The following is a 22,327-nucleotide window of genomic DNA, read 5'->3' as shown; positions in this document are numbered from 1 at the left end:
ACCCGCTCCCACAGCGATCCCTGTGGGAGCGGGTTTACCCGCGAAGGGTCCAACTCGGAATTAAAGTGCCTGTCGCATTGGTGTGCATTTTCGACACATGCGCGGTAGACCAAAATCATCAATTTCTGTAAGCTACAGCTTTAGTGTGTTCACTAAAAGCGCGCAGAGATATTCAGCACATGAAGCGGGGTGACGTGTCCATACGTCACTCCGCTTTTTTGCAACCTGCGATCGCCCTTTCAGGCTTTATTTACGGGAGGTCTTCTTGACTAAGCCAGCCATACTCGCCCTTGCTGATGGCAGCATTTTTCGCGGTGAAGCCATCGGTGCCGACGGCCAGACTGTTGGAGAGGTGGTGTTCAACACCGCTATGACCGGCTACCAGGAAATCCTTACAGACCCTTCCTACGCCCAGCAAATCGTTACCCTGACTTACCCGCACATCGGTAACACCGGCACCAACCCGGGCGACGCAGAATCCGACCGCGTCTGGTCGGCTGGCCTGGTCATCCGTGACCTGCCGCTGGTTGCCAGCAACTGGCGCAAGACCCAGTCGCTGTCCGAGTACCTGAAAGAGCACAACGTGGTTGCCATCGCTGGCATCGACACCCGTCGCCTGACCCGCATCCTGCGTGAGAAGGGCGCTCAGAACGGCTGCATCCTGGCCGGTGACAACATCAGCGAAGAAGCCGCCATCGCAGCTGCCCGCGGCTTCCCGGGCCTGAAGGGCATGGACCTGGCCAAGGAAGTTTCCACCAAAGCGCGTTACGAGTGGCGCTCCAGCGTGTGGGACCTGAAAACCAACGACCATGCCGAAATCGCCGCTGCCGACCTGCCTTACCACGTGGTCGCCTTCGACTACGGCGTCAAGCTGAACATCCTGCGCATGCTGGTTGCGCGTGGCTGCCGGGTGACCGTGGTGCCTGCGCAAACGCCGGCCAGCGAAGTCCTCGCGCTCAATCCGGACGGCGTGTTCCTGTCCAACGGCCCAGGCGATCCTGAGCCATGCGACTACGCCATCCAGGCGATCAAGGAAGTGCTCGAGACCGAGATTCCGGTGTTCGGCATCTGCCTCGGCCACCAGCTGCTGGCCCTGGCCTCCGGCGCCAAGACGGTGAAAATGGGTCACGGCCACCACGGTGCCAACCATCCAGTGCAAGACCTCGACACCGGCGTTGTCATGATCACCAGCCAGAACCACGGTTTTGCTGTTGACGAAGCGACCCTGCCAGGCAACGTGCGGGCGATCCACAAGTCGCTGTTCGACGGTACCCTTCAGGGCATCGAGCGCACCGACAAGAGCGCCTTCAGCTTCCAGGGTCACCCTGAGGCAAGCCCAGGCCCGACTGACGTCGCGCCGCTGTTCGATCGTTTCATCGATGCCATGGCCAAGCGCCGCTGAGCATTCGCCATCCAGGCCCCGGACCAGCCCTGGCTGCGTCCGGCAGCGCCTGACCTGAGCATGTTCAAGCCGGCTTGCCGACTGACCCGCGGATTTGAGTGAGCACCCAATGCCAAAACGTACAGACATTAAAAGCATCCTGATTCTCGGCGCTGGCCCGATCGTTATCGGCCAGGCCTGCGAATTCGACTACTCCGGCGCCCAGGCGTGTAAAGCGCTGCGCGAGGAAGGCTATCGCGTCATTCTGGTGAACTCCAACCCAGCCACCATCATGACCGACCCGGCCATGGCTGACGCCACCTACATCGAGCCGATCAAATGGCAGACCGTTGCCAAGATCATCGAGACCGAGCGTCCGGACGCGCTGCTGCCAACCATGGGCGGCCAGACCGCTCTGAACTGCGCCCTGGATCTGGAGCGCGAAGGCGTTCTGGAGAAGTTCGGCGTAGAGATGATCGGTGCCAACGCCGACACCATCGACAAGGCTGAAGACCGCTCGCGTTTCGACAAGGCCATGAAGGCCATCGGCCTTGAGTGCCCGCGTTCGGGTATCGCCCACAGCATGGACGAAGCCAACGCAGTGCTCGAGAAGCTCGGCTTCCCGTGCATCATTCGCCCGTCGTTCACCATGGGCGGCACTGGCGGCGGCATCGCCTACAACCGTGAAGAGTTCGAAGAAATCTGCGCTCGCGGCCTCGACCTATCGCCGACCAAAGAGCTGCTGATCGACGAATCGCTGATCGGCTGGAAAGAGTACGAGATGGAAGTTGTCCGCGACAAAAAGGACAACTGCATCATCGTTTGCTCGATCGAAAACTTCGATCCGATGGGCGTGCACACCGGTGACTCGATCACCGTGGCGCCAGCACAGACCCTGACCGACAAGGAATACCAGATCATGCGCAACGCCTCGCTGGCGGTGCTGCGTGAAATTGGTGTCGAAACCGGCGGTTCCAACGTTCAGTTTGGTATCTGCCCGGACACCGGCCGTATGGTCGTGATCGAGATGAACCCACGGGTTTCCCGCTCCTCGGCGCTGGCCTCGAAAGCCACCGGCTTCCCGATCGCCAAGATCGCCGCCAAGCTGGCTGTCGGTTACACCCTCGACGAGCTGACCAACGACATCACAGGCGGCCGTACCCCAGCGTCGTTCGAACCGTCGATCGACTACGTCGTGACCAAGCTGCCGCGCTTTGCCTTCGAGAAATTCCCGAAAGCCGACGCCCGCCTGACCACGCAGATGAAGTCGGTCGGTGAAGTCATGGCCATCGGCCGGACCTTCCAGGAATCCCTGCAGAAAGCCCTGCGCGGCCTGGAAGTCGGCGCGTGCGGCCTCGACCCGAAAGTCGACCTGAGCAGCCCTGAAGCCGCCAGCATCCTCAAGCGCGAGCTGACCGTGCCAGGCGCCGAGCGTATCTGGTACGTCGCCGACGCCATGCGCTCGGGCATGACCTGCGACGAAATCTTCGCCCTGACCGGTATCGACCACTGGTTCCTGGTGCAGATGGAAGACCTGATCAAGGACGAAGAGAAGGTCAAGACCCTGGCCCTGTCGGCCATCGACAAAGACCTGATGCTGCGCCTCAAGCGCAAGGGCTTCTCCGACCAGCGTCTGGCTGTACTGCTGGGTGTTACCGACAAGACCCTGCGTCGCCACCGCCACAAGCTGGAAGTGTTCCCGGTGTACAAGCGCGTTGACACCTGCGCTGCCGAGTTCGCCACCGACACCGCCTACCTGTACTCGACCTACGAGGAAGAGTGCGAGGCCAACCCGTCGACCCGCGACAAGATCATGATCCTCGGTGGCGGCCCGAACCGTATCGGCCAAGGCATCGAGTTCGACTACTGCTGCGTACACGCAGCCCTGGCGCTGCGTGAAGACGGGTACGAGACCATCATGGTCAACTGCAACCCGGAAACCGTCTCCACCGACTACGACACCTCCGACCGCCTGTACTTCGAGCCGCTGACCCTGGAAGACGTGCTGGAAGTGTGCCGCGTCGAGAAGCCAAAAGGCGTGATCGTCCACTACGGTGGCCAGACTCCGCTGAAACTGGCTCGCGCCCTGGAAGAAGCCGGCGTGCCGATCATCGGTACCAGCCCTGACGCCATCGACCGCGCCGAAGACCGTGAGCGCTTCCAGCAGATGGTGCAGCGCCTGAACCTGCTGCAGCCGCCTAACGCTACCGTGCGCAGCGAAGAAGAAGCGATCCGCGCTGCCGGCGTGATCGGTTACCCGCTGGTGGTGCGTCCTTCGTACGTGCTCGGCGGTCGCGCCATGGAAATCGTCTACGAACTGGACGAGCTCAAGCGCTACCTGCGTGAAGCGGTGCAAGTGTCCAACGACAGCCCGGTGCTGCTCGACCACTTCCTCAACTGCGCCATCGAGATGGACGTGGATGCGGTCTGCGACGGCACCGACGTGGTTATCGGCGCGATCATGCAGCACATCGAACAGGCCGGCGTTCACTCCGGTGACTCGGCGTGCTCGCTGCCACCGTACTCGCTGCCGGCTCATGTGCAGGACGAAGTGCGCGAGCAGGTCAAGAAGATGGCACTGGAACTGGGCGTGGTTGGCCTGATGAACGTGCAGCTGGCCTTGCAGGGCGACAAGATCTACGTGATCGAAGTCAACCCGCGCGCCTCGCGTACCGTACCGTTCGTGTCCAAGTGCATCGGCACCTCGCTGGCGATGATTGCCGCCCGCGTCATGGCCGGCAAGACCCTCAAGGAAATCGGCTTCACCAAGGAAATCATTCCTAACTTCTACAGCGTCAAGGAAGCCGTGTTCCCGTTCGCCAAGTTCCCAGGGGTTGACCCGATCCTCGGCCCTGAGATGAAATCCACCGGTGAAGTCATGGGTGTCGGCGACAGCTTCGGTGAAGCCTTCGCCAAGGCCCAGATGGGTGCCAGCGAAGTACTGCCAACCGGCGGCACTGCGTTCATCAGCGTACGTGACGACGACAAGCCACAAGTGGCTGGCGTTGCCCGCGACCTGATCAACCTCGGCTTTGAGCTGGTTGCCACCGTTGGCACCGCCAAGCTCATCGAAGCCGCTGGCCTGAAAGTACGTCGCGTGAACAAAGTGACCGAAGGCCGTCCGCACGTGGTCGACATGATCAAGAACGACGAAGTGTCGCTGATCATCAACACCACCGAAGGCCGCCAGTCGATCGCCGACTCCTATTCGATTCGTCGCAATGCGCTGCAGCACAAGATTTACTGCACCACTACCATTGCGGCCGGTGAAGCCATCTGTGAAGCGCTGAAGTTCGGCCCTGAAAAGACCGTGCGGCGCTTGCAGGATCTGCATGCAGGACTCAAAGCATGAGCATTACCAAATACCCGATGACCGTCCAGGGCGCTCGCGCCCTGGAAGAAGAGCATCTGTTTCTGAGCAAGACCGAGCGTCCACGCCTGAGCCAAGCGATTGGTGAAGCGCGCGAGCTGGGCGACCTCAAGGAAAACGCCGAGTACCATGCCGCCCGTGAGGAGCAGGGCATGGTCGAGGCGCGTATCCGCGACATCGAAGGCCGTCTGCAAAACGCCGTGGTGATCGACGTGACGACCATCCCGCATACGGGCAAGGTCATTTTTGGCACCACCGTCGAGCTGGCCAACACCGAAACCGACGAGCGCGTTACGTATCAGATCGTTGGTGAAGATGAAGCCAACGTGAAACTCGGCAAGCTCTCGGTCGGTGCACCTATCGCCCGCGCCATCATCGCCAAGGAAGAAGGCGATACTGTCGTGATCAAGACGCCTAGCGGCACGGTCGAGTACGAGATTGTCGAAGTCAAACACATCTGATCGGCGCCTGCGGGCGCCTTCCCTCGAAGGGATTCTCTGGCAGCTGTCCCAGGTATTCTGGGTCGGCGGCCTGTGGGTATTCCATGTAGGGCTGGTGCCCGCACTCAAGGTCACCGGGCTTGCGCCGTTGCTGGTGCAGGACGTCGCAACGCAGATCGACCGTTGGTTGGTCGGCGTGGCCTGGTTGGGTTTGATGGTGCAGCTGGCGGTGCTGGCGAGGGTCGATGGCCTGCCGGCCTGGTGGCGGCAGTTTCGCGGGCAGATGTTGTTGCTCGGCTTTGCTGCCTGCGTCAGCTATTACACGCTACGCTACGGTATATCCGTAGGTGAGCGCTGGCAGATGTTCTGCTTTTTGGTATTGGGCTTTTCCGGCATCGTGCTGGTAGCCCAGCCCGTCCCGGTCAGGGCGCGCCAGGCGCGCCGCTGAGCGGAGCCACCGTCACTTGTTGCGGTGGATGTTCGAGAGTTGCTTGTTTGGCTGTGGGTTCTTGCGGTAGATCAGCGCTTTTTTGCCGATGGTCTGCACCAGTTCAGCACGGCCAGCCTTGCACAGTCCGGCGATCGCGGCTTTGCGTTCTTCGCGATCTTCCGAGCGAATTTCGACTTTGATCAGCTCATGGTCAGCCAGAGCACGATCCAGTTCGGCGATCACGCCTTCATTAAGACCGTTGCCGGCGACAATCAGGACCGGCTTGAGGTCGTGACCAATAGACTTGTACTGCTTCTTCTGCTCGTTGTTGAGCGGCATAATCTGACCCTTTTCGTCTGATTCTGTAAAATTGGAAGCCATTTTACCCGAGCGCCCGTGGCTGCGCCCAGTCAATCACGAAGCTATTCATCGAGGTGCCCCTTGGTACAGCGTTCCAAAAGCAGCCAGAACTGGCTGACAGAGCATTTCAACGATCCTTTCGTCAAACAGGCGCAGAAGGACGGCTACCGCTCGCGTGCGAGCTACAAACTGCTGGAGATCCAGGAAAAGGACCGTTTGATCCGTCCTGGCATGAGCGTGATCGACCTCGGCGCAGCGCCAGGTGGCTGGTCGCAGGTGACCAGTCGTCTGATTGGTGGCAAGGGCCGCCTGATCGCGTCCGACATTCTCGAGATGGACTCGATCCCGGATGTCACCTTCATTCACGGCGATTTTACCGAGGATTCGGTACTGCAGAGCATTCTTGCCGCGGTAGGTGATTCGCATGTGGACCTTGTGATTTCCGATATGGCCCCCAACATGAGTGGTACGCCTGAGGTAGACATGCCCAAAGCCATGTTCCTCTGCGAATTGGCGCTTGATCTGAGCACTCGGGTGTTGCGCCCAGGCGGAGATTTCGTGATCAAGATCTTCCAGGGTGAAGGTTTTGATGTGTTCCTCAAAGACGTGCGTCGCAAATTCGACAAGGTACAGATGCGCAAGCCGAGCTCGTCCCGAGATCGCTCCCGTGAGCAATACATGGTGGCTAAAGGCTTCAAAGGGGCGTGAGATAGCGGCTTGAGCAGCTGCCGATAGGTAATTCCAATCAGCCGCTGCGTCAGGATCGTCCGAACTTCGTGTAGTCTGGTTTCACAAAGGGTTACAGACGGTGCCTGCGGTTGCGCAGGTAATGTAGTAAGTTAGGGCGATGAATATCATGCGAGGCACGGCTGCGTCGTTGCGCCGGCCTCAGAGGGTAGCTAATTGAACGACATGGCAAAGAATCTGATCCTGTGGTTGATCATCGCTGCCGTCCTTGTGACGGTGATGAACAACTTCTCCAGCCCGAACGAGCCGCAAACCCTCAACTATTCTGACTTCATTCAGCAGGTCAAGGACGGTAAGGTCGAGCGCGTCACCGTCGACGGCGCCATCATTACCGGCAAACGCTCTGACGGCGACACCTTCAAGACCGTGCGTCCGGCCATCGCCGACAACGGCCTGATCGGTGACCTGGTCAACAACAACGTGGTTGTTGAAGGCAAGCAGCCTGAGCAGCAAAGCATCTGGACTCAACTGCTGGTTGCCAGCTTCCCGATCCTGGTGATCATCGCGGTGTTCATGTTCTTCATGCGCCAGATGCAGGGCGGTGCCGGTGGCAAGGGCGGGCCGATGAGCTTTGGCAAGAGCAAGGCGCGGCTGCTGTCGGAAGATCAGGTCAAAACCACCTTGGCTGACGTCGCCGGTTGCGACGAGGCCAAGGAAGAAGTCGGCGAGCTGGTCGAGTTCCTGCGCGATCCGGGCAAGTTCCAGCGCCTGGGCGGCCGTATCCCGCGTGGCGTGCTGATGGTAGGCCCACCAGGTACCGGTAAAACCCTGCTGGCCAAGGCCATTGCCGGTGAAGCCAAAGTACCGTTCTTCACCATTTCCGGTTCCGACTTTGTCGAAATGTTCGTGGGTGTCGGTGCAAGCCGCGTTCGCGACATGTTCGAGCAAGCTAAAAAACACGCGCCGTGCATCATCTTCATCGACGAAATCGATGCCGTCGGTCGCCACCGTGGCGCCGGCATGGGTGGTGGTCACGACGAGCGTGAGCAGACCCTCAACCAGTTGCTGGTCGAGATGGACGGCTTTGAAGGCAACGACGGCATCATCGTGATTGCCGCGACCAACCGCCCTGACGTACTTGACCCGGCGCTGCTGCGTCCTGGTCGTTTCGACCGTCAGGTTGTGGTTGGTTTGCCAGACATCCGTGGCCGTGAGCAGATCCTCAAAGTGCACATGCGCAAAGCGCCGATTGGCGACAACGTCAATGCCGCTGTGATTGCTCGTGGTACTCCAGGCTTCTCCGGTGCCGACTTGGCCAACCTGGTCAACGAGGCCGCGCTGTTTGCCGCACGTTCGAGCAAGCGCGTCATCGAGATGAAAGAATTCGAGCTGGCCAAAGACAAGATCATGATGGGCGCCGAGCGCAAAACCATGGTCATGTCCGAGAAAGAGAAGCGCAACACGGCCTTCCACGAAGCCGGTCACGCCATCGTTGGTCGCGTCGTGCCTGAGCATGACCCGGTCTACAAGGTCTCGATCATTCCGCGTGGCCGTGCCCTGGGTGTGACCATGTTCCTCCCCGAGGAAGACCGTTACAGCCTGTCCAAGCGTGCTCTGATCAGCCAGATCTGCTCGCTGTACGGCGGCCGTATCGCCGAGGAGATGACCTTGGGCTTCGATGGCGTCACCACCGGTGCTTCCAACGACATCATGCGCGCCAGCCAGATCGCACGTAACATGGTTACCAAGTGGGGCCTGTCGGAAAAACTCGGCCCGCTGATGTACGCCGAAGAAGACGGCGAAGTGTTCCTCGGTCGCAGTGCCGGTGCACAGCAGACCAGCGTTTCCGGCGAAACCGCCAAGCTGATCGACTCTGAAGTGCGCAGCATCATCGACCACTGCTACGCCACGGCCAAGCAGATTCTCACCGACAATCGCGACAAGCTCGACGCCATGGCCGAGGCCTTGATGAAGTACGAAACCATCGATGCCGATCAGATCGACGACATCATGAATGGCCGTACCCCGCGTGAACCTCGTGATTGGGATAACAACGATACCGGTCCATCGGGTACGTCGGCCTCCCAGGATGATCGTCCGGAGTCGCCGATCGGCGGTCCAGCGGCTCAAATCTAAGGTTTATCATGACCTCACAGCTGTACCCGACCCGGTTGCCTTGCGGCAACCGGGTTCTTGATTTGTCGCATACCCATGTCATGGGTATCCTCAATGTCACCCCTGATTCGTTCTCCGATGGCGGTCGCTTCAGCCAGCGCGACGAGGCCCTGCGTCATGCAGAAGCCATGGTCGCCGCCGGCGCAAGCCTGATCGACATCGGTGGCGAGTCGACTCGTCCGGGTGCCCGTGCGGTATCGGTTACCGAAGAGCTCGAGCGCGTTGCGCCCATGGTCGAGGCAATCAGCAGCCGCCTCGATGTGGTGATCTCGGTCGATACCTCAACGCCCGCAGTGATGCGTGAGTCAGCCAGGCTTGGGGCCGGGCTGATCAACGATGTGCGCGCGTTGGAGCGTGACGGGGCCCTCGATGCCGCCGCCGCGACCGGCCTGCCGGTGTGTCTGATGCATATGCGCGGCGACCCGGACAACATGCAGGACAACCCGCATTACGACGACGTGACCGTCGACGTGACGCGTTACCTTGAGCAGCGTATGGCCGCCTGTGCCGCGGCTGGAATCAGTGCCGAGCGCATCGTGCTCGACCCCGGTTTCGGTTTCGCCAAGACGCTGGATCACAACCTCAGCCTGTTCAAGCACATGGAAGCGCTCTATCGCCTGGGGCGGCCGTTACTGGTCGGTGTCTCGCGCAAGAGCATGATCGGCCTGGCCTTGAATCGCCCGGTCGGTGAGCGCTTGTATGGCAGCCTGGCCCTGGCCGCGCTGGCCATGACCAAGGGTGCAAGCATCCTGCGTGTGCATGATGTGGCTGAGACCGTCGACGTGGTGCGCATGATCGCTGCCGTGCAAAACGCCGAATAAGAACATTGGAGTTCCTATGAGCAAAAAATACTTTGGTACCGATGGTATCCGCGGTCGCGTTGGCGTCGCTCCGATTACTCCTGACTTCATGCTCAAGCTTGGCTGGGCGGCCGGCATGGCCTTCCGCAAGCAGGGCGCCTGCCGCGTGCTGGTGGGCAAGGACACGCGGATTTCCGGTTACATGTTCGAGTCTGCGCTGGAGGCCGGGTTGTCTGCGGCCGGCGCCGATGTGATGCTGCTCGGGCCGATGCCGACTCCGGCCATCGCCTACCTGACCCGCACGTTCCACGCCGAGGCGGGGATCGTCATCAGTGCTTCGCACAATCCGCACGACGACAACGGCATCAAGTTCTTCTCCGGCCAGGGCACCAAGCTGCCTGACGAAGTTGAGCTGATGATCGAAGAGCTGCTCGATCAGCCGATGCAGGTAGTCGAGTCGAGCAAGCTGGGCAAGGTTTCGCGCATCAACGACGCTGCCGGTCGCTACATCGAATTCTGCAAGAGCAGCGTGCCCAGCAGCACCAGTTTCGAAGGCCTCAAGCTGGTCATCGACTGCGCCCACGGTGCCACCTACAAAGTCGCGCCAAGCGTGTTCCGTGAGCTGGGGGCGGATGTCACCGTGCTGCATGCCGAGCCAAACGGGCTCAACATCAACCTCAACTGCGGCTCGACGCACATTGAGTCGCTGCAGGCGGCGGTGCTGGTCGGTCATGCCGATCTGGGCATTGCCTTCGATGGTGACGGCGACCGCGTGCTGATGGTCGACCATACCGGGGCCATCGTCGATGGCGACGAGTTGCTGTTCATCATCGCCAGAGACCTGCAGGAGCGTAACAAGCTGCAGGGCGGGGTGGTCGGTACCCTGATGAGCAACCTCGGCCTGGAGCTGGCCCTCAAGGACCTGGACATCCCGTTCGTGCGGGCCAAGGTCGGTGACCGTTACGTGATGGCCGAGCTGACCGAGCGCGACTGGCTGATCGGCGGCGAAAACTCCGGTCACGTGGTGTGCTGCAACCACACCAGCACTGGCGACGCGATCATCGCAGCGCTGCAGGTACTGATGGCGCTCAAGCGCCGCGGCGAGAACCTGGCGCAAACCCGTCAGGCCCTGCGCAAGTGCCCACAGGTGTTGATCAACGTGCGCTTTGCCGCTGGCCAGGCAGACCCACTGGAGCACCCGGCAGTGATCGAAGCCAGTGCCAAGGCGACCGAGGCGATGGCTGGTCGTGGCCGTGTGTTACTGCGCAAGTCCGGCACCGAGCCGCTGGTGCGGGTCATGGTCGAAGGTGACGACGAAAGTCAGGTCCGCGGCCATGCCGAAGCCCTGGCCAAGGTGGTTGCTGAAGTTTGTGCTTGAAAGGCTCTTGCCAGCGCAGATCTGGTTGGGTAAGATCTGCGCCCACTTTGACCGACGAGGTAAAGCATGCGTCGCCCCATGGTAGCTGGTAACTGGAAGATGCATGGTACCCGCGCTAGCGTCGCTGAGCTGACCGAAGGCCTGGGCAATTTGTCCCTGCCAGCCGGTGTCGAAGTTGCGGTATTTCCACCCGCGCTGTTTGTCACTGAGGTGATTAACGGCCTGCAGGGTAAAGGGATTACCGTAGGTGCACAGAATTCTGCTATACAGCCTGAGCAAGGCGCGCTGACCGGCGAAGTTGCACCGAGTCAGTGGGCTGAAGTCGGTTGCAAGTTGGTGTTGATTGGTCACTCGGAGCGTCGTCAGATCATTGGCGAAACAGATGAAGTGCTCAATCGCAAGTTTGCAGCGGCACAGGCTGGTGGTTTAACGCCAGTGCTCTGTGTAGGGGAAACCCTCGAAGAGCGTGAAGCGGGCAAGACGCTTGAAGTTGTTGGGCGTCAACTAAGCAGTATCATCGACGCGTGCGGTGTTAAGGCTTTGGCCAATGCGGTAATTGCTTATGAGCCTGTTTGGGCGATTGGCACAGGTTTGACGGCCACGCCGCAACAAGCTCAGGATGTGCACGCTGCCATCCGCGCTCAATTGCAGGTGCTGGACGCGGAAGTTGCTGATAATATGCGACTTCTCTACGGCGGTAGCGTGAAAGCGGCCAATGCGGCCGAACTGTTCGGCATGCCGGACATCGATGGGGGGCTCATTGGTGGAGCTTCCCTGAACGCAGACGAATTCGGTGCAATTTGTCGCGCCGCAGGACACTGATCAAATGATTGAAACCGTCGTAGTTGTTTTTCATCTGTTGGCTGCGCTGTCGTTGGTAGCGTTGGTCTTGTTGCAACAAGGTAAGGGTGCAGAAGCAGGAGCATCTTTCGGCGCAGGGGCCTCAAACACTGTGTTCGGAAGCCAGGGCTCGGCAACCTTCCTAAGTAAATTCACTGCTGTACTCGCTGCCACTTTCTTTTTAACTGCACTTGGGTTAGGATACTTCGCAAAGGAGAAGGCTCACGAGCTGACTCAAGCAGGTTTGCCAAATCCAGCAGTATTGGAAGTTCAGCAGCCTAAGCCGGCAGTTAATGATGATGTACCGGTGCTCCAGGAACAGAAGAGCAACACTGCCCCAGCGGGTGATGTAGTTCCTCCAACCGAAGAGCAGAAGTAACGGGTTTCAAATTGTAGTATTGCCGAGGTGGTGGAATTGGTAGACACGCAACCTTGAGGTGGTTGTGCCCATAGGGTGTAGGGGTTCGAGTCCCCTTCTCGGTACCAATTGAAGCAAGAGAGCCCGCTTTAGCGGGCTTTCTTGTCGGTGGAAGTCTGATTGACCCCGCCAGGGGTTCAGTCTTATACTTTCGCCCCAGCTTTGTCGCGGGGTGGAGCAGCTTGGTAGCTCGTCGGGCTCATAACCCGAAGGTCGTTGGTTCAAATCCAGCCCCCGCAACCAGTTTTGAGCGGAGCCCCTTTTCAGGGGCTTTTTGCTAGCCGAACAGTTTTGGCGTCGTTGTCCAACGGCGCTTTCAGGGATGGGCGCTTCGCCCATTTTTTATTTGCACAGCATGCACGAGGGGGTTCAGGTGTCGAGCAAGCTAGAACAGTTGCAGGCCTTGTTGGCCCCGGTTGTCGAGGGTCTGGGCTATCAATGCTGGGGGGTGGAATTCATCGCCCAGGGCAAGCATTCGGTCTTGCGTGTCTATATCGACAAGGAAGGCGGCGTGCTGGTGGATGACTGCGCAATTGTCAGTCGTCAGGTCAGCGGCGTTCTCGATGTCGAAGACCCAATCACTTCCGAATATACCCTCGAGGTGTCCTCTCCTGGCATGGAACGCCCACTGTTCACGCTTGAACAGTATGCCTCGCATGCCGGCGAACAAGTGAAGATCAAGCTGCGTTCACCCTTCGAGGGTCGTCGCAACTTCCAGGGCCTTCTCCGCGGCGTGGAGGAACAGGATGTGATCGTCCAGGTCGATGATCAAGAGTTCCTGCTACCGATCGACTCGATCGAAAAGGCCAATATTATTCCCAGTTTTGACTGAGACGTGCCGGGCCCGGTGACTAGACCGGACCCAATGGCTTGCGCAAGGCGAGGCGTACGATGAGCAAAGAAGTACTGCTGGTTGTTGAATCGGTATCCAACGAGAAGGGCGTCCCACCGGGCGTGATCTTCGAAGCGCTGGAAGTGGCTCTGGCCACTGCAACCAAAAAACGTTTTGAAGACGAAGTCGACCTGCGTGTGGAAATCAACCGCCACACCGGTAACTACGAGACCTTCCGTCGCTGGACCGTGGTCGATGAGCAGGATCTTGATGATCCGGCGATCGAAACCTGGCTGGACAAGATCCACGAGACCCACCCTGAAGCCAAGGTTGGTGACGTGATCGAGGAGAAGATCGACTCGATCGAGTTCGGTCGTATCGCCGCTCAGACCGCCAAGCAGGTCATCGTGCAGAAAGTCCGCGAGGCCGAGCGCGCCCAGGTGGTCGACGCTTACCGCGAACGCGTGGGCGAGATCATCTCCGGCACCGTCAAGAAGGTCACCCGCGACAACGTTATCGTCGACCTGGGCAACAATGCTGAAGCATTGCTGGCTCGTGAAGACATCATTCCACGCGAGACCTTCCGTGTCGGTGTGCGCTTGCGCGCACTGTTGAAGGAAATCCGCACCGAGAACCGCGGTCCGCAGCTGATCCTGTCGCGCACTGCGCCACAGATGCTGATCGAACTGTTCACTATCGAAGTGCCGGAAATTGCCGAAGGCCTCATCGAGGTCATGGCCGCTTCCCGTGACCCGGGTTCGCGCGCCAAGATCGCCGTTCGCTCCAAGGACAAGCGCATCGACCCGCAAGGTGCCTGTATCGGCATGCGCGGTTCGCGTGTGCAGGCGGTGTCCGGCGAGTTGGGCGGTGAGCGTGTGGATATCGTCCTCTGGGACGAGAACCCAGCGCAGTTCGTCATCAACGCCATGTCGCCGGCTGAAGTCGCGGCGATCATCGTCGATGAAGATGCCCACGCCATGGACATCGCTGTTGGCGAGGACAACCTGGCCCAGGCCATCGGTCGTGGTGGTCAGAACGTTCGTCTGGCAAGCCAGCTTACCGGCTGGACCCTGAACGTGATGACCGAGAAGGACATCCAGGCCAAGCAGCAAGCCGAGACTGGCGACATCCTGCGCAACTTTGTCGACGAGCTGGAAGTCGATGAAGAACTGGCCCAGGTGCTGGTCGACGAAGGCTTCACCAGCCTGGAAGAAATTGCCTACGTACCGTTGGAAGAAATGCTCAACATCGATGGCTTTGACGAGGATATCGTCAACGAGCTTCGCGCTCGTGCCAAGGACCGCCTGTTGACCAAAGCCATCGCTACCGAGGAAAAACTGGCAGACGCCCATCCGGCCGAAGACCTGCTCTCTCTTGAGGGTATGGACAATGACCTGGCGGTTGAACTGGCGGTGCGCGGCGTGGTTACCCGCGAAGACCTGGCCGAGCAGTCGATTGACGACCTGCTCGACATCGACGGCATCGACCAAGAGCGTGCCGGCAAGTTGATCATGGCCGCCCGAGCCCACTGGTTCGAGTAATTAGGCGCGGCCTGAGGAGAGAAGTGCATGACGCAAGTCACGGTGAAAGAATTGGCCCAAGAGGTCGCTGCACCGGTTGAGCGCCTGCTGCAGCAGATGCGTGAGGCGGGTTTGCCGCACACCGACGCCGGTCAGGTAGTGACCGACAATGAGAAGCAGGCTTTGCTGACTCATCTGAAGAGCAGCCACAAGGCTAAAGCGGAAGAGCCGCGCAAGATTACCTTGCAGCGCAAAACCACTAGCACCCTGCGTGTAGCCGGTAGCAAGAGCATCAGCGTAGAAGTACGCAAGAAGAAAGTTTTCGTTCAGCGCAGCCCGGAAGAAATCCAGGCTGAGCAGGCGCGTGAGCTGGAAGAGCGTCGCGTGGCTGAAAACGCCGCACGCGAAAAAGCCAACATCGATTCGCGTCAGCGTATCGCCGAGCGTGACGCCCCGCAGGGTGCTGTTGCGAGCAAGCCTGAGCCTGTTGCCGCCGCTGCTCCTGCAGCCGCTGCACCGGCCCCGGCAGCTGCGCCGCAAGAGCCTCTGACCGAGGAAGCAGCGGTTCGCGCCGCCGAGCGCAAGAAAGAAGAAGTGCGCCGCACCGAAGACCGTGCCCGCAACGAAGACCGTCGCGGCCGTGGCGAAGCGCCGCGCGTGTCGGTCAAGGTCAAGGTCAAAGAGAAAGAAAAGACCCCGACTCCGCGTGCTGCTCCGCGTACCACCGAAGAAGAAAGCGATGGCTTCCGTCGCGGTGGCCGTGGCAAGGGCAAACTGAAGAAGCGCAATCAGCATGGCTTCCAGAGCCCTACCGGCCCGGTTATCCGTGCCGTGAGCATCGGCGAGACCATCACCGTCTCCGAGCTGGCCAACCAGATGTCCGTCAAAGGCGCTGAAGTGGTCAAGTTCATGTTCAAGATGGGTACTCCGGTCACCATCAACCAGGTCCTCGACCAGGAAACTGCACAGCTGGTAGCTGAAGAGCTGGGCCACAAGGTCACGCTGGTCAGCGACACCGCGCTGGAAGATTCCCTGGCCGAATCGCTGAAGTTCGAAGGTGAAGTCACCTCGCGTGCTCCGGTCGTGACCGTAATGGGCCACGTCGACCACGGTAAAACCTCGCTGCTCGACTACATCCGTCGTGCCAAGGTTGCTGCTGGCGAAGCCGGTGGTATCACCCAGCACATCGGTGCCTACCACGTCGAAACCGACCGTGGCATGGTCACCTTCCTCGACACCCCTGGTCACGCCGCGTTTACTCAGATGCGTGCCCGTGGTGCCAAGGCGACCGACATCGTCATCCTGGTGGTGGCGGCGGACGACGGCGTGATGCCGCAGACCCGTGAAGCTGTTCAGCATGCGAAAGCCGCTGGCGTGCCACTGGTTGTTGCAGTGAACAAGATCGACAAGCCAGGCGCTGACCTCGACCGCATTCGTAACGAACTGTCGGTAGAAGGCGTGACCTCCGAGGACTGGGGTGGCGACACTCCATTCGTCAAGGTTTCGGCGAAGATGGGTACCGGCGTCGACGAACTGCTTGAAGCCGTTCTGTTGCAGGCCGAGATCCTCGAGCTGTCGGCTACCCCAACCGCGCCTGGTCGTGGTGTGGTCGTCGAATCGCGTCTGGACAAGGGCCGCGGCCCGGTCGCTACCATCCTGGTTCAGGACGGTACGCTGCGTCAGGGCGACATGGTCCTGGTCGGCTCCAACTATGGCCGCGTGCGTGCCATGCTTGACGAGAACGGCAAGCCAGTCAAAGAAGCCGGCCCATCGATCCCGGTCGAGATCCTCGGCCTCGATGGCACTCCGGAAGCCGGTGACGAGCTGTCGGTAGTCGGCGACGAGAAGAAAGCCCGCGAAGTTGCCCTGTTCCGTCAAGGCAAATACCGCGAGGTCAAGCTGGCCCGTGCTCACGCCGGCAAGCTGGAAAACATCTTCGAGACCATGGGTCAGGAAGAGAAGAAGACCCTCAACATCGTCCTCAAGACCGATGTTCGTGGCTCCCTGGAAGCACTGCAGGGTTCGCTCGGCGGTCTGGGCAACGACGAGGTGCAGGTCCGTGTGATTGGTGGCGGTGTCGGTGGTATCACCGAGAGCGATGCCAACCTGGCCCTGGCGTCCAACGCGGTGCTGTTCGGCTTCAACGTGCGGGCCGATGCCGGCGCGCGCAAGATCGTCGAGCAGGAAGGTCTGGATATGCGTTACTACAACGTGATCTACGACATCATCGAAGACGTCAAGAAAGCCCTGACCGGCATGCTCGGCAGTGATGTTCGCGAGAACATCCTGGGCGTTGCAGAAGTACGTGATGTGTTCCGTTCGCCGAAGTTCGGCGCCGTCGCTGGCTGTATGGTCATCGAAGGTACCGTGTACCGCAACCGTCCGATCCGCGTTCTGCGCGAAGACGTTGTGATCTTCGAAGGCGAGCTGGAATCGCTGCGTCGCTTCAAGGACGACGCTGCCGAAGTTCGTGCCGGCATGGAGTGCGGTATTGGCGTCAAGAGCTACAACGACGTCAAGGTCGGCGACAAGATCGAAGTCTTCGAGAAAGTCCAGGTGGCTCGTACCCTGTAAGGGTCGAGCTGGCAGATGCCCCGCCCCAGGGCGGTTGGCAACGCCTCTGCAGGTAGCGCCCGGTCAGGCTTCACGCCTGGCCGGGCGTTTGCCGCTTTAAGTTACAGGTAGCAACGAATGGCAAAAGAATACAGCCGTACCCAACGCATTGGCGATCAGATGCAGCGCGAGCTTGCCGAGCTGATCCGCCGTGAAGTGAAAGATCCACGCGTCGGCCTGGTGACCATCACCGCCGTCGACGTCAGCCGCGACGTGGGCCATGCCAAGGTGTTCATCACCGTCATGGGCCAGGAAGAGGAACCTGATGCGGTCAAGCAGTCGGTCAAGGCGTTGAACAACGCTGCGAGCTTCCTGCGTCTGCACCTGGGCCGCTCGATGCAGCTGCGCAGCGTGCCGCAACTGCACTTCCATTACGATGAGAGCGTCAGCCGCGGGGTTCACCTGTCGGCACTGATCGAGCGTGCCGTGGCAGAAGACCGCCAGCACCAGGATCCCGTCGAGCCGGACACCAAGGAGTAATCGGTGGCCCAGGTCAAACGAATCCGCCGCGACGTCAGCGGCATCATCCTGCTCGACAAACCGTTGGGGTTTACCTCCAACGCAGCGTTGCAAAAGGTCCGCTGGTTGCTCAATGCCGAGAAGGCCGGTCACACCGGCAGCCTCGACCCACTGGCCAGTGGCGTGCTGCCGCTGTGCTTTGGCGAAGCGACCAAGTTTTCGCAGTACCTGCTCGATTCCGACAAGGGCTACGAAACCGTCATGCAGATGGGGCAGACCACCACCACGGCAGACGCCGAAGGTGAGGTCCTGCAGACCCGTGAGGTGACCGTTGGTCGCGCCGACATCGAGGCAGCCCTGCCTCAATTTCGCGGCCCGATCAGCCAGATACCGCCGATGTACTCGGCCCTCAAGCGTGATGGCCAGCCCTTGTACAAACTGGCCCGTGCGGGAGAGGTAGTGGAGCGCGAGGCGCGTTCTGTTACTATTAACCGCTTGGAGCTGCTCGAGTGCGAAGGCACCCGTGCGCGTCTGACGGTAAATTGCACCAAAGGCACCTATATCCGCACCCTGGTGGAGGATATCGGTGAAGTGTTGGGCTGTGGCGCTTATGTTGCCGAGCTGCGTCGGACCCAGGCTGGGCCCTTCGAGCTGGCACAGACAGTGACCCTCGAAGAGCTCGAGCAAGCCCACGCCGACGGTGGCAACGAAGCGCTCGATCGCTTCCTGATGCCGTCCGACAGCGGTCTGCTCGACTGGCCTGTGGTGCAGTTGTCAGAGCACAGCTCGTTCTACTGGCTGCATGGCCAGGCAGTACGTGCACCGGATGCGCCGCAATTCGGCATGGTCCGGGTGCAGGATCACAATGGTCGCTTCATCGGTATCGGTGAAGTGAGCGAAGACGGGCGCGTTGCGCCACGTCGCTTGATTCGGTCGGAATGACCGATACTTGCGTTGCCGGCATGAGCCGACAGCGCAAGACACGAGGGTGGCTGTCAGTAGGCACGGTCACAGCTCTTTTATTAATACAGGGTTCGTCCCTGGCCTATTGGACCCCGCTTGCGGGATCCGTTTAACTGGAGATGCCAAATGGCCCTCAGCGTTGAAGAAAAAGCACAAATCGTTACCGACTACCAGCAAGCCGTCGGCGACACCGGTAGCCCAGAAGTGCAGGTTGCACTGCTGACTGCCAACATCAACAAACTGCAAGGTCACTTCAAGATCAACGGTAAAGACCACCACTCGCGTCGTGGCCTGATCCGTATGGTTAACCAGCGTCGTAAGCTGCTGGACTACCTGAAGGGCAAAGACACCACCCGTTACAGCACCCTGATCGGTCGTCTGGGCCTGCGTCGCTAATAGCGGCCTGGCTAGTGGTGGGCGTGGCGGGTCGCAAGCTTTGGCAGCGCTGCTTCAGCGTTGCCGACGGGCTCGTCATGCGTATCTTCGAGGTTGGCAGCCTGGTCTTGCCGAGCGGTTTATCCGCCCGGCAACCAGGCTCCCAGCCTCGAGTTGTATCTGGACGGTCAATGGGGCCGATTCCCCGTTCTGCCCAAGAATTCGCAAGAAACCAGTTCCCCCAGAGCCATTGAAAAGGTAGGAAACCGTGAACCCGGTAATCAAGAAATTCCAGTTCGGTCAATCGACCGTTACCCTCGAAACGGGCCGCATTGCCCGTCAGGCCACCGGCGCAGTCCTGGTCACCGTCGATAACGATGTCACCGTGCTGGTGACCGTGGTCGGTGCCAAGCACGCAGACCCAAGCAAAGGCTTCTTCCCGCTGTCCGTGCACTACCAGGAAAAAACCTACGCCGCTGGCAAGATCCCTGGTGGTTTCTTCAAGCGTGAAGGCCGTCCTTCCGAGAAAGAGACGCTGACCTCGCGCCTGATCGACCGTCCGATCCGTCCGCTGTTCCCAGAAGGCTTCATGAACGAAGTGCAGGTTGTCTGCACCGTCGTGTCGACCAGCAAGAAAACCGATCCGGACATCGCTGCGATGATCGGTACTTCGGCTGCCCTGGCAATCTCCGGCATCCCGTTCGAAGGCCCGATCGGCGCCGCCCGTGTTGCCTTCCATGAAAGCACCGGCTACCTGCTGAACCCAACCTACGAGCAACTGGCTGCCTCGAGCCTGGACATGGTCGTAGCCGGTACCGACAGCGCTGTGCTGATGGTTGAATCGGAAGCCAAAGAGCTGACCGAAGACCAGATGCTGGGCGCCGTACTGTTCGCCCACGACGAATTCCAGTCGGTCATCCAGGCTGTCAAAGAGCTGGCTGCCGAAGCTGCCAAGCCGACCTGGGACTGGAAACCAGCCGTTGCCAACACCGAGCTGTTCAACGCCATCCGCGCTGAATTCGGCGAAGGCATCTCGCAGGGCTACACCATCACCGTCAAGGCCGACCGCTATGCGCGTCTGGGCGAGCTGCGTGATCAGGCGATCGCCAAGTTCTCCGGTGAAGAAGGCCAGCCTTCGGCTTCCGTGGTCAAAGAAATCTTTGGCGAAATCGAATACCGCACCGTGCGCGAAAACATCGTCAACGGCAAGCCACGTATCGACGGTCGCGACACCAAGACTGTACGCCCGCTGAACATCGAAGTCGGCGTTCTGCCGAAGACCCACGGTTCGGCACTGTTCACCCGTGGCGAAACCCAGGCCCTGGTCGTTGCGACCCTGGGTACTGCGCGTGATGCTCAGCTGCTCGACACCCTCGAAGGCGAGAAGAAAGACCCGTTCATGCTGCACTACAACTTCCCACCGTTCTCGGTAGGTGAGTGTGGTCGTATGGGTGGTGCTGGCCGTCGCGAAATCGGTCACGGCCGTCTGGCCCGTCGTTCGGTTCAGGCCATGCTGCCTGCTGCTGACGTGTTCCCGTACACCATCCGTGTGGTATCGGAAATCACCGAGTCGAACGGTTCGAGCTCGATGGCGTCGGTTTGCGGTGCTTCCCTGGCCCTGATGGACGCTGGTGTGCCGATGAAGGCGCCAGTTGCCGGTATCGCCATGGGCCTGGTCAAGGAAGGCGACAAGTTCGCCATCCTCACCGACATCCTCGGTGACGAAGACCACCTCGGCGACATGGACTTCAAGGTAGCCGGTACCGCCAAAGGTGTTACCGCGCTGCAGATGGACATCAAGATCAACGGCATCACCGAAGAGATCATGGAAATCGCCCTGGGCCAGGCCCTGGAAGCGCGCCTGAACATCCTCGGCCAGATGAACCAGATCATTGGTACTTCGCGTACCGAGCTGTCGGCCAACGCGCCGACCATGATCGCCATGAAGATCGACACCGACAAGATCCGTGACGTTATCGGTAAAGGCGGCGCGACCATCCGTGGTATCTGTGAAGAGACCAAGGCTTCGATCGATATCGAAGACGACGGCTCGATCAAGATCTTCGGCGAAACCAAAGAAGCCGCTGAAGCAGCTCGCCAGCGCGTCCTGGGTATCACTGCCGAGGCCGAGATCGGCAAGATCTACGTCGGCAAGGTTGAACGCATCGTCGACTTCGGCGCATTCGTCAACATCCTGCCTGGCAAAGACGGCCTGGTGCACATCTCGATGCTCAGCAATGAGCGCGTAGAGAAGGTCACCGACGTGCTGAAAGAAGGCGAAGAGGTTGAAGTACTGGTACTGGACGTGGACAACCGCGGCCGTATCAAGCTGTCGATCAAAGACGTTGCGGCAGCCAAGGCTTCCGGCGTTTAAGCCAGCTGTAGTGGTATGAAATAAACCCTTCGGGGTTGCGCTGATGTTCAGCGCATAGGGGCCGCTGTGCGGCCCATTGCGATCTTGGGTCGCGATGGGTCACACAGCGGCCCTTTTTATTTGTCAAACACTGCCCCGTGTAGGAGCGGCCTGGTGTCGCGAAAGGGGTGCGCAGCGCCCCCGGCAGTTCTGCGGCGTTGCCTAAATCGTAGGGCCGCTACGCAGCCCCTTCGCGACACAAGGCCGCTCCTACATTTTCCGCGTCCATTTCGAGATAGCGAAAACTCTGGGGTACATGCATCTTGCATGCAGGAATTTGCTCCGGCTTGCAAAATGCACGAGAGAGTGGATTCCAGCAAATTGATAAGTTACTGATTTATATTGGTTTTATGGCCTTTGAAAAGTTGGCACAGCCCCTGCAATAGTCTATTCATCTGACGCCAACTGACTCGGCGCAGACCTTTCGACAACAGGAGTGACCCGTATGAAGAAGTTCGCTATTGCTGCCGCTACTGCTACCGCTCTGACTCTGACCATGGCTAACGCTGCTTTCGCTCAGCAAGCCGTTCAGGCTCCAGTTATGCTGGCTGCCAACACTGTCGACAGCGCCAAGCAAGATGGCTCCGATACCTGGATCACCACCAAGGTCAAAGCTGATCTGCTGACCGAGAAAGGCATCCCAGGCGGCGATATCAAAGTCGAAACCAATCAAGGCGTAGTTTCGCTGTCGTCCGATGTGAAAGTCACCGATTCGCAAAAAGAGCGTGCAGTAGCAATCACCAAGGCTATCAAAGGCGTTAAAGACGTCTCGGCTGCTGGTCTGAAAGCCGAATAAGGATTGCTGCGCAGGCCAGATGGATCTGGCCAACGCATAACGAAAAGCCCCGGCACATGCCGGGGCTTTTTCGTTGT

General features: G+C 59.8%; 19 protein-coding genes and 2 tRNA genes. 20 read left to right on the top strand and 1 reads right to left on the bottom strand.

Annotation, left to right across the window (positions count from 1 at the left end):
- The first annotated feature begins 265 nt into the window (after window positions 1-265).
- The 4 genes from carA to K3F44_RS15905 all read left to right on the top strand — a co-directional run bounded on the left by carA (window position 266) and on the right by K3F44_RS15905 (window position 5,639).
- Complete coding sequence (gene carA / locus K3F44_RS15920) at window positions 266-1,402, top strand: glutamine-hydrolyzing carbamoyl-phosphate synthase small subunit (protein ID WP_101322166.1); 1,137 nt, start codon at window positions 266-268, stop codon at window positions 1,400-1,402.
- A 109-nt stretch (window positions 1,403-1,511) separates the two neighbouring features.
- Window positions 1,512-4,733 (top strand): carbamoyl-phosphate synthase large subunit, encoded by a 3,222-nt coding sequence (gene carB / locus K3F44_RS15915; RefSeq protein WP_188036681.1) that lies wholly within the window; start codon window positions 1,512-1,514, stop codon window positions 4,731-4,733.
- The gene (greA, locus tag K3F44_RS15910; protein WP_178080796.1) at window positions 4,730-5,212 is read left to right on the top strand and encodes a transcription elongation factor GreA; all 483 of its coding nucleotides are present in this window, start codon (window positions 4,730-4,732) and stop codon (window positions 5,210-5,212) included. Before carB ends, greA begins: the two co-directional genes overlap by 4 nt.
- Window positions 5,190-5,639, top strand: coding sequence for an MFS transporter (locus K3F44_RS15905; protein ID WP_101322164.1), 450 nt, complete (start codon window positions 5,190-5,192; stop codon window positions 5,637-5,639). The genes greA and K3F44_RS15905 overlap by 23 nt, the downstream gene beginning before the upstream one ends.
- A 12-nt stretch (window positions 5,640-5,651) precedes the next feature.
- Here the strand turns inward: K3F44_RS15905 and yhbY are convergent, their stop codons facing one another.
- On the bottom strand, window positions 5,652-5,960 hold the full coding sequence (yhbY, locus tag K3F44_RS15900; protein ID WP_101322163.1) for a ribosome assembly RNA-binding protein YhbY: 309 nt from the start codon (window positions 5,958-5,960) through the stop codon (window positions 5,652-5,654).
- 102 nt (window positions 5,961-6,062) lie between these two features.
- On the opposite strand from yhbY, the gene rlmE reads away from it, so the two are divergent.
- From rlmE to K3F44_RS15820, 16 genes are all read left to right on the top strand, one after another.
- Window positions 6,063-6,689, top strand: a complete 627-nt coding sequence (gene rlmE, locus K3F44_RS15895) for a 23S rRNA (uridine(2552)-2'-O)-methyltransferase RlmE (protein ID WP_101322162.1) — start codon at window positions 6,063-6,065, stop codon at window positions 6,687-6,689.
- A 204-nt stretch (window positions 6,690-6,893) separates the two neighbouring features.
- Window positions 6,894-8,804, top strand: a complete 1,911-nt coding sequence (ftsH, locus tag K3F44_RS15890) for an ATP-dependent zinc metalloprotease FtsH (protein WP_101322161.1) — start codon at window positions 6,894-6,896, stop codon at window positions 8,802-8,804.
- Between the two features lie 8 nt (window positions 8,805-8,812).
- The gene (gene folP, locus K3F44_RS15885) at window positions 8,813-9,664 is read left to right on the top strand and encodes a dihydropteroate synthase (RefSeq protein WP_220632553.1); all 852 of its coding nucleotides are present in this window, start codon (window positions 8,813-8,815) and stop codon (window positions 9,662-9,664) included.
- A 16-nt stretch (window positions 9,665-9,680) separates the two neighbouring features.
- Entirely contained in the window at window positions 9,681-11,021 is a 1,341-nt protein-coding gene (glmM, locus tag K3F44_RS15880) for a phosphoglucosamine mutase (RefSeq protein ID WP_101322159.1), read from the top strand.
- Between the two features lie 66 nt (window positions 11,022-11,087).
- Complete coding sequence (gene tpiA, locus K3F44_RS15875; protein WP_101322158.1) at window positions 11,088-11,843, top strand: triose-phosphate isomerase; 756 nt, start codon at window positions 11,088-11,090, stop codon at window positions 11,841-11,843.
- 4 nt (window positions 11,844-11,847) lie between these two features.
- Entirely contained in the window at window positions 11,848-12,240 is a 393-nt protein-coding gene (gene secG / locus K3F44_RS15870) for a preprotein translocase subunit SecG (protein WP_101322157.1), read from the top strand.
- Between the two features lie 21 nt (window positions 12,241-12,261).
- Window positions 12,262-12,347: transfer RNA gene (locus K3F44_RS15865), tRNA-Leu, on the top strand.
- Window positions 12,348-12,445: 98 nt separating this feature from the next.
- Window positions 12,446-12,522: transfer RNA gene (locus K3F44_RS15860), tRNA-Met, on the top strand.
- A gap of 130 nt (window positions 12,523-12,652) precedes the next feature.
- Entirely contained in the window at window positions 12,653-13,111 is a 459-nt protein-coding gene (rimP, locus tag K3F44_RS15855) for a ribosome maturation factor RimP (RefSeq protein WP_150571338.1), read from the top strand.
- Window positions 13,112-13,170: 59 nt separating this feature from the next.
- Window positions 13,171-14,652: a transcription termination factor NusA gene (gene nusA, locus K3F44_RS15850; RefSeq protein ID WP_101322156.1), complete on the top strand. Its 1,482-nt coding sequence runs from the start codon at window positions 13,171-13,173 to the stop codon at window positions 14,650-14,652.
- A gap of 27 nt (window positions 14,653-14,679) precedes the next feature.
- The gene (gene infB / locus K3F44_RS15845) at window positions 14,680-17,205 is read left to right on the top strand and encodes a translation initiation factor IF-2 (protein WP_101322155.1); all 2,526 of its coding nucleotides are present in this window, start codon (window positions 14,680-14,682) and stop codon (window positions 17,203-17,205) included.
- Window positions 17,206-17,322: 117 nt separating this feature from the next.
- Window positions 17,323-17,724, top strand: coding sequence for a 30S ribosome-binding factor RbfA (rbfA, locus tag K3F44_RS15840; protein WP_101322154.1), 402 nt, complete (start codon window positions 17,323-17,325; stop codon window positions 17,722-17,724).
- Between the two features lie 3 nt (window positions 17,725-17,727).
- Entirely contained in the window at window positions 17,728-18,645 is a 918-nt protein-coding gene (gene truB / locus K3F44_RS15835; RefSeq protein ID WP_101322153.1) for a tRNA pseudouridine(55) synthase TruB, read from the top strand.
- 147 nt (window positions 18,646-18,792) lie between these two features.
- On the top strand, window positions 18,793-19,062 hold the full coding sequence (gene rpsO / locus K3F44_RS15830; RefSeq protein ID WP_101322152.1) for a 30S ribosomal protein S15: 270 nt from the start codon (window positions 18,793-18,795) through the stop codon (window positions 19,060-19,062).
- Between the two features lie 247 nt (window positions 19,063-19,309).
- On the top strand, window positions 19,310-21,415 hold the full coding sequence (gene pnp, locus K3F44_RS15825) for a polyribonucleotide nucleotidyltransferase (protein ID WP_101322151.1): 2,106 nt from the start codon (window positions 19,310-19,312) through the stop codon (window positions 21,413-21,415).
- A 484-nt stretch (window positions 21,416-21,899) separates the two neighbouring features.
- A complete protein-coding gene (locus tag K3F44_RS15820) occupies window positions 21,900-22,250 on the top strand; it encodes a BON domain-containing protein (RefSeq protein WP_101322150.1) in 351 nt (116 codons plus the stop codon).
- Window positions 22,251-22,327 lie beyond the last annotated feature (77 nt).

It is taken from the genome of Pseudomonas sp. S07E 245 (assembly GCF_019599025.1).
Lineage (GTDB): Bacteria > Pseudomonadota > Gammaproteobacteria > Pseudomonadales > Pseudomonadaceae > Aquipseudomonas > Aquipseudomonas shirazensis.
Note: the sequence above shows the minus strand (reverse complement) of the source record. Positions and strands in the feature narration are given on the sequence as shown.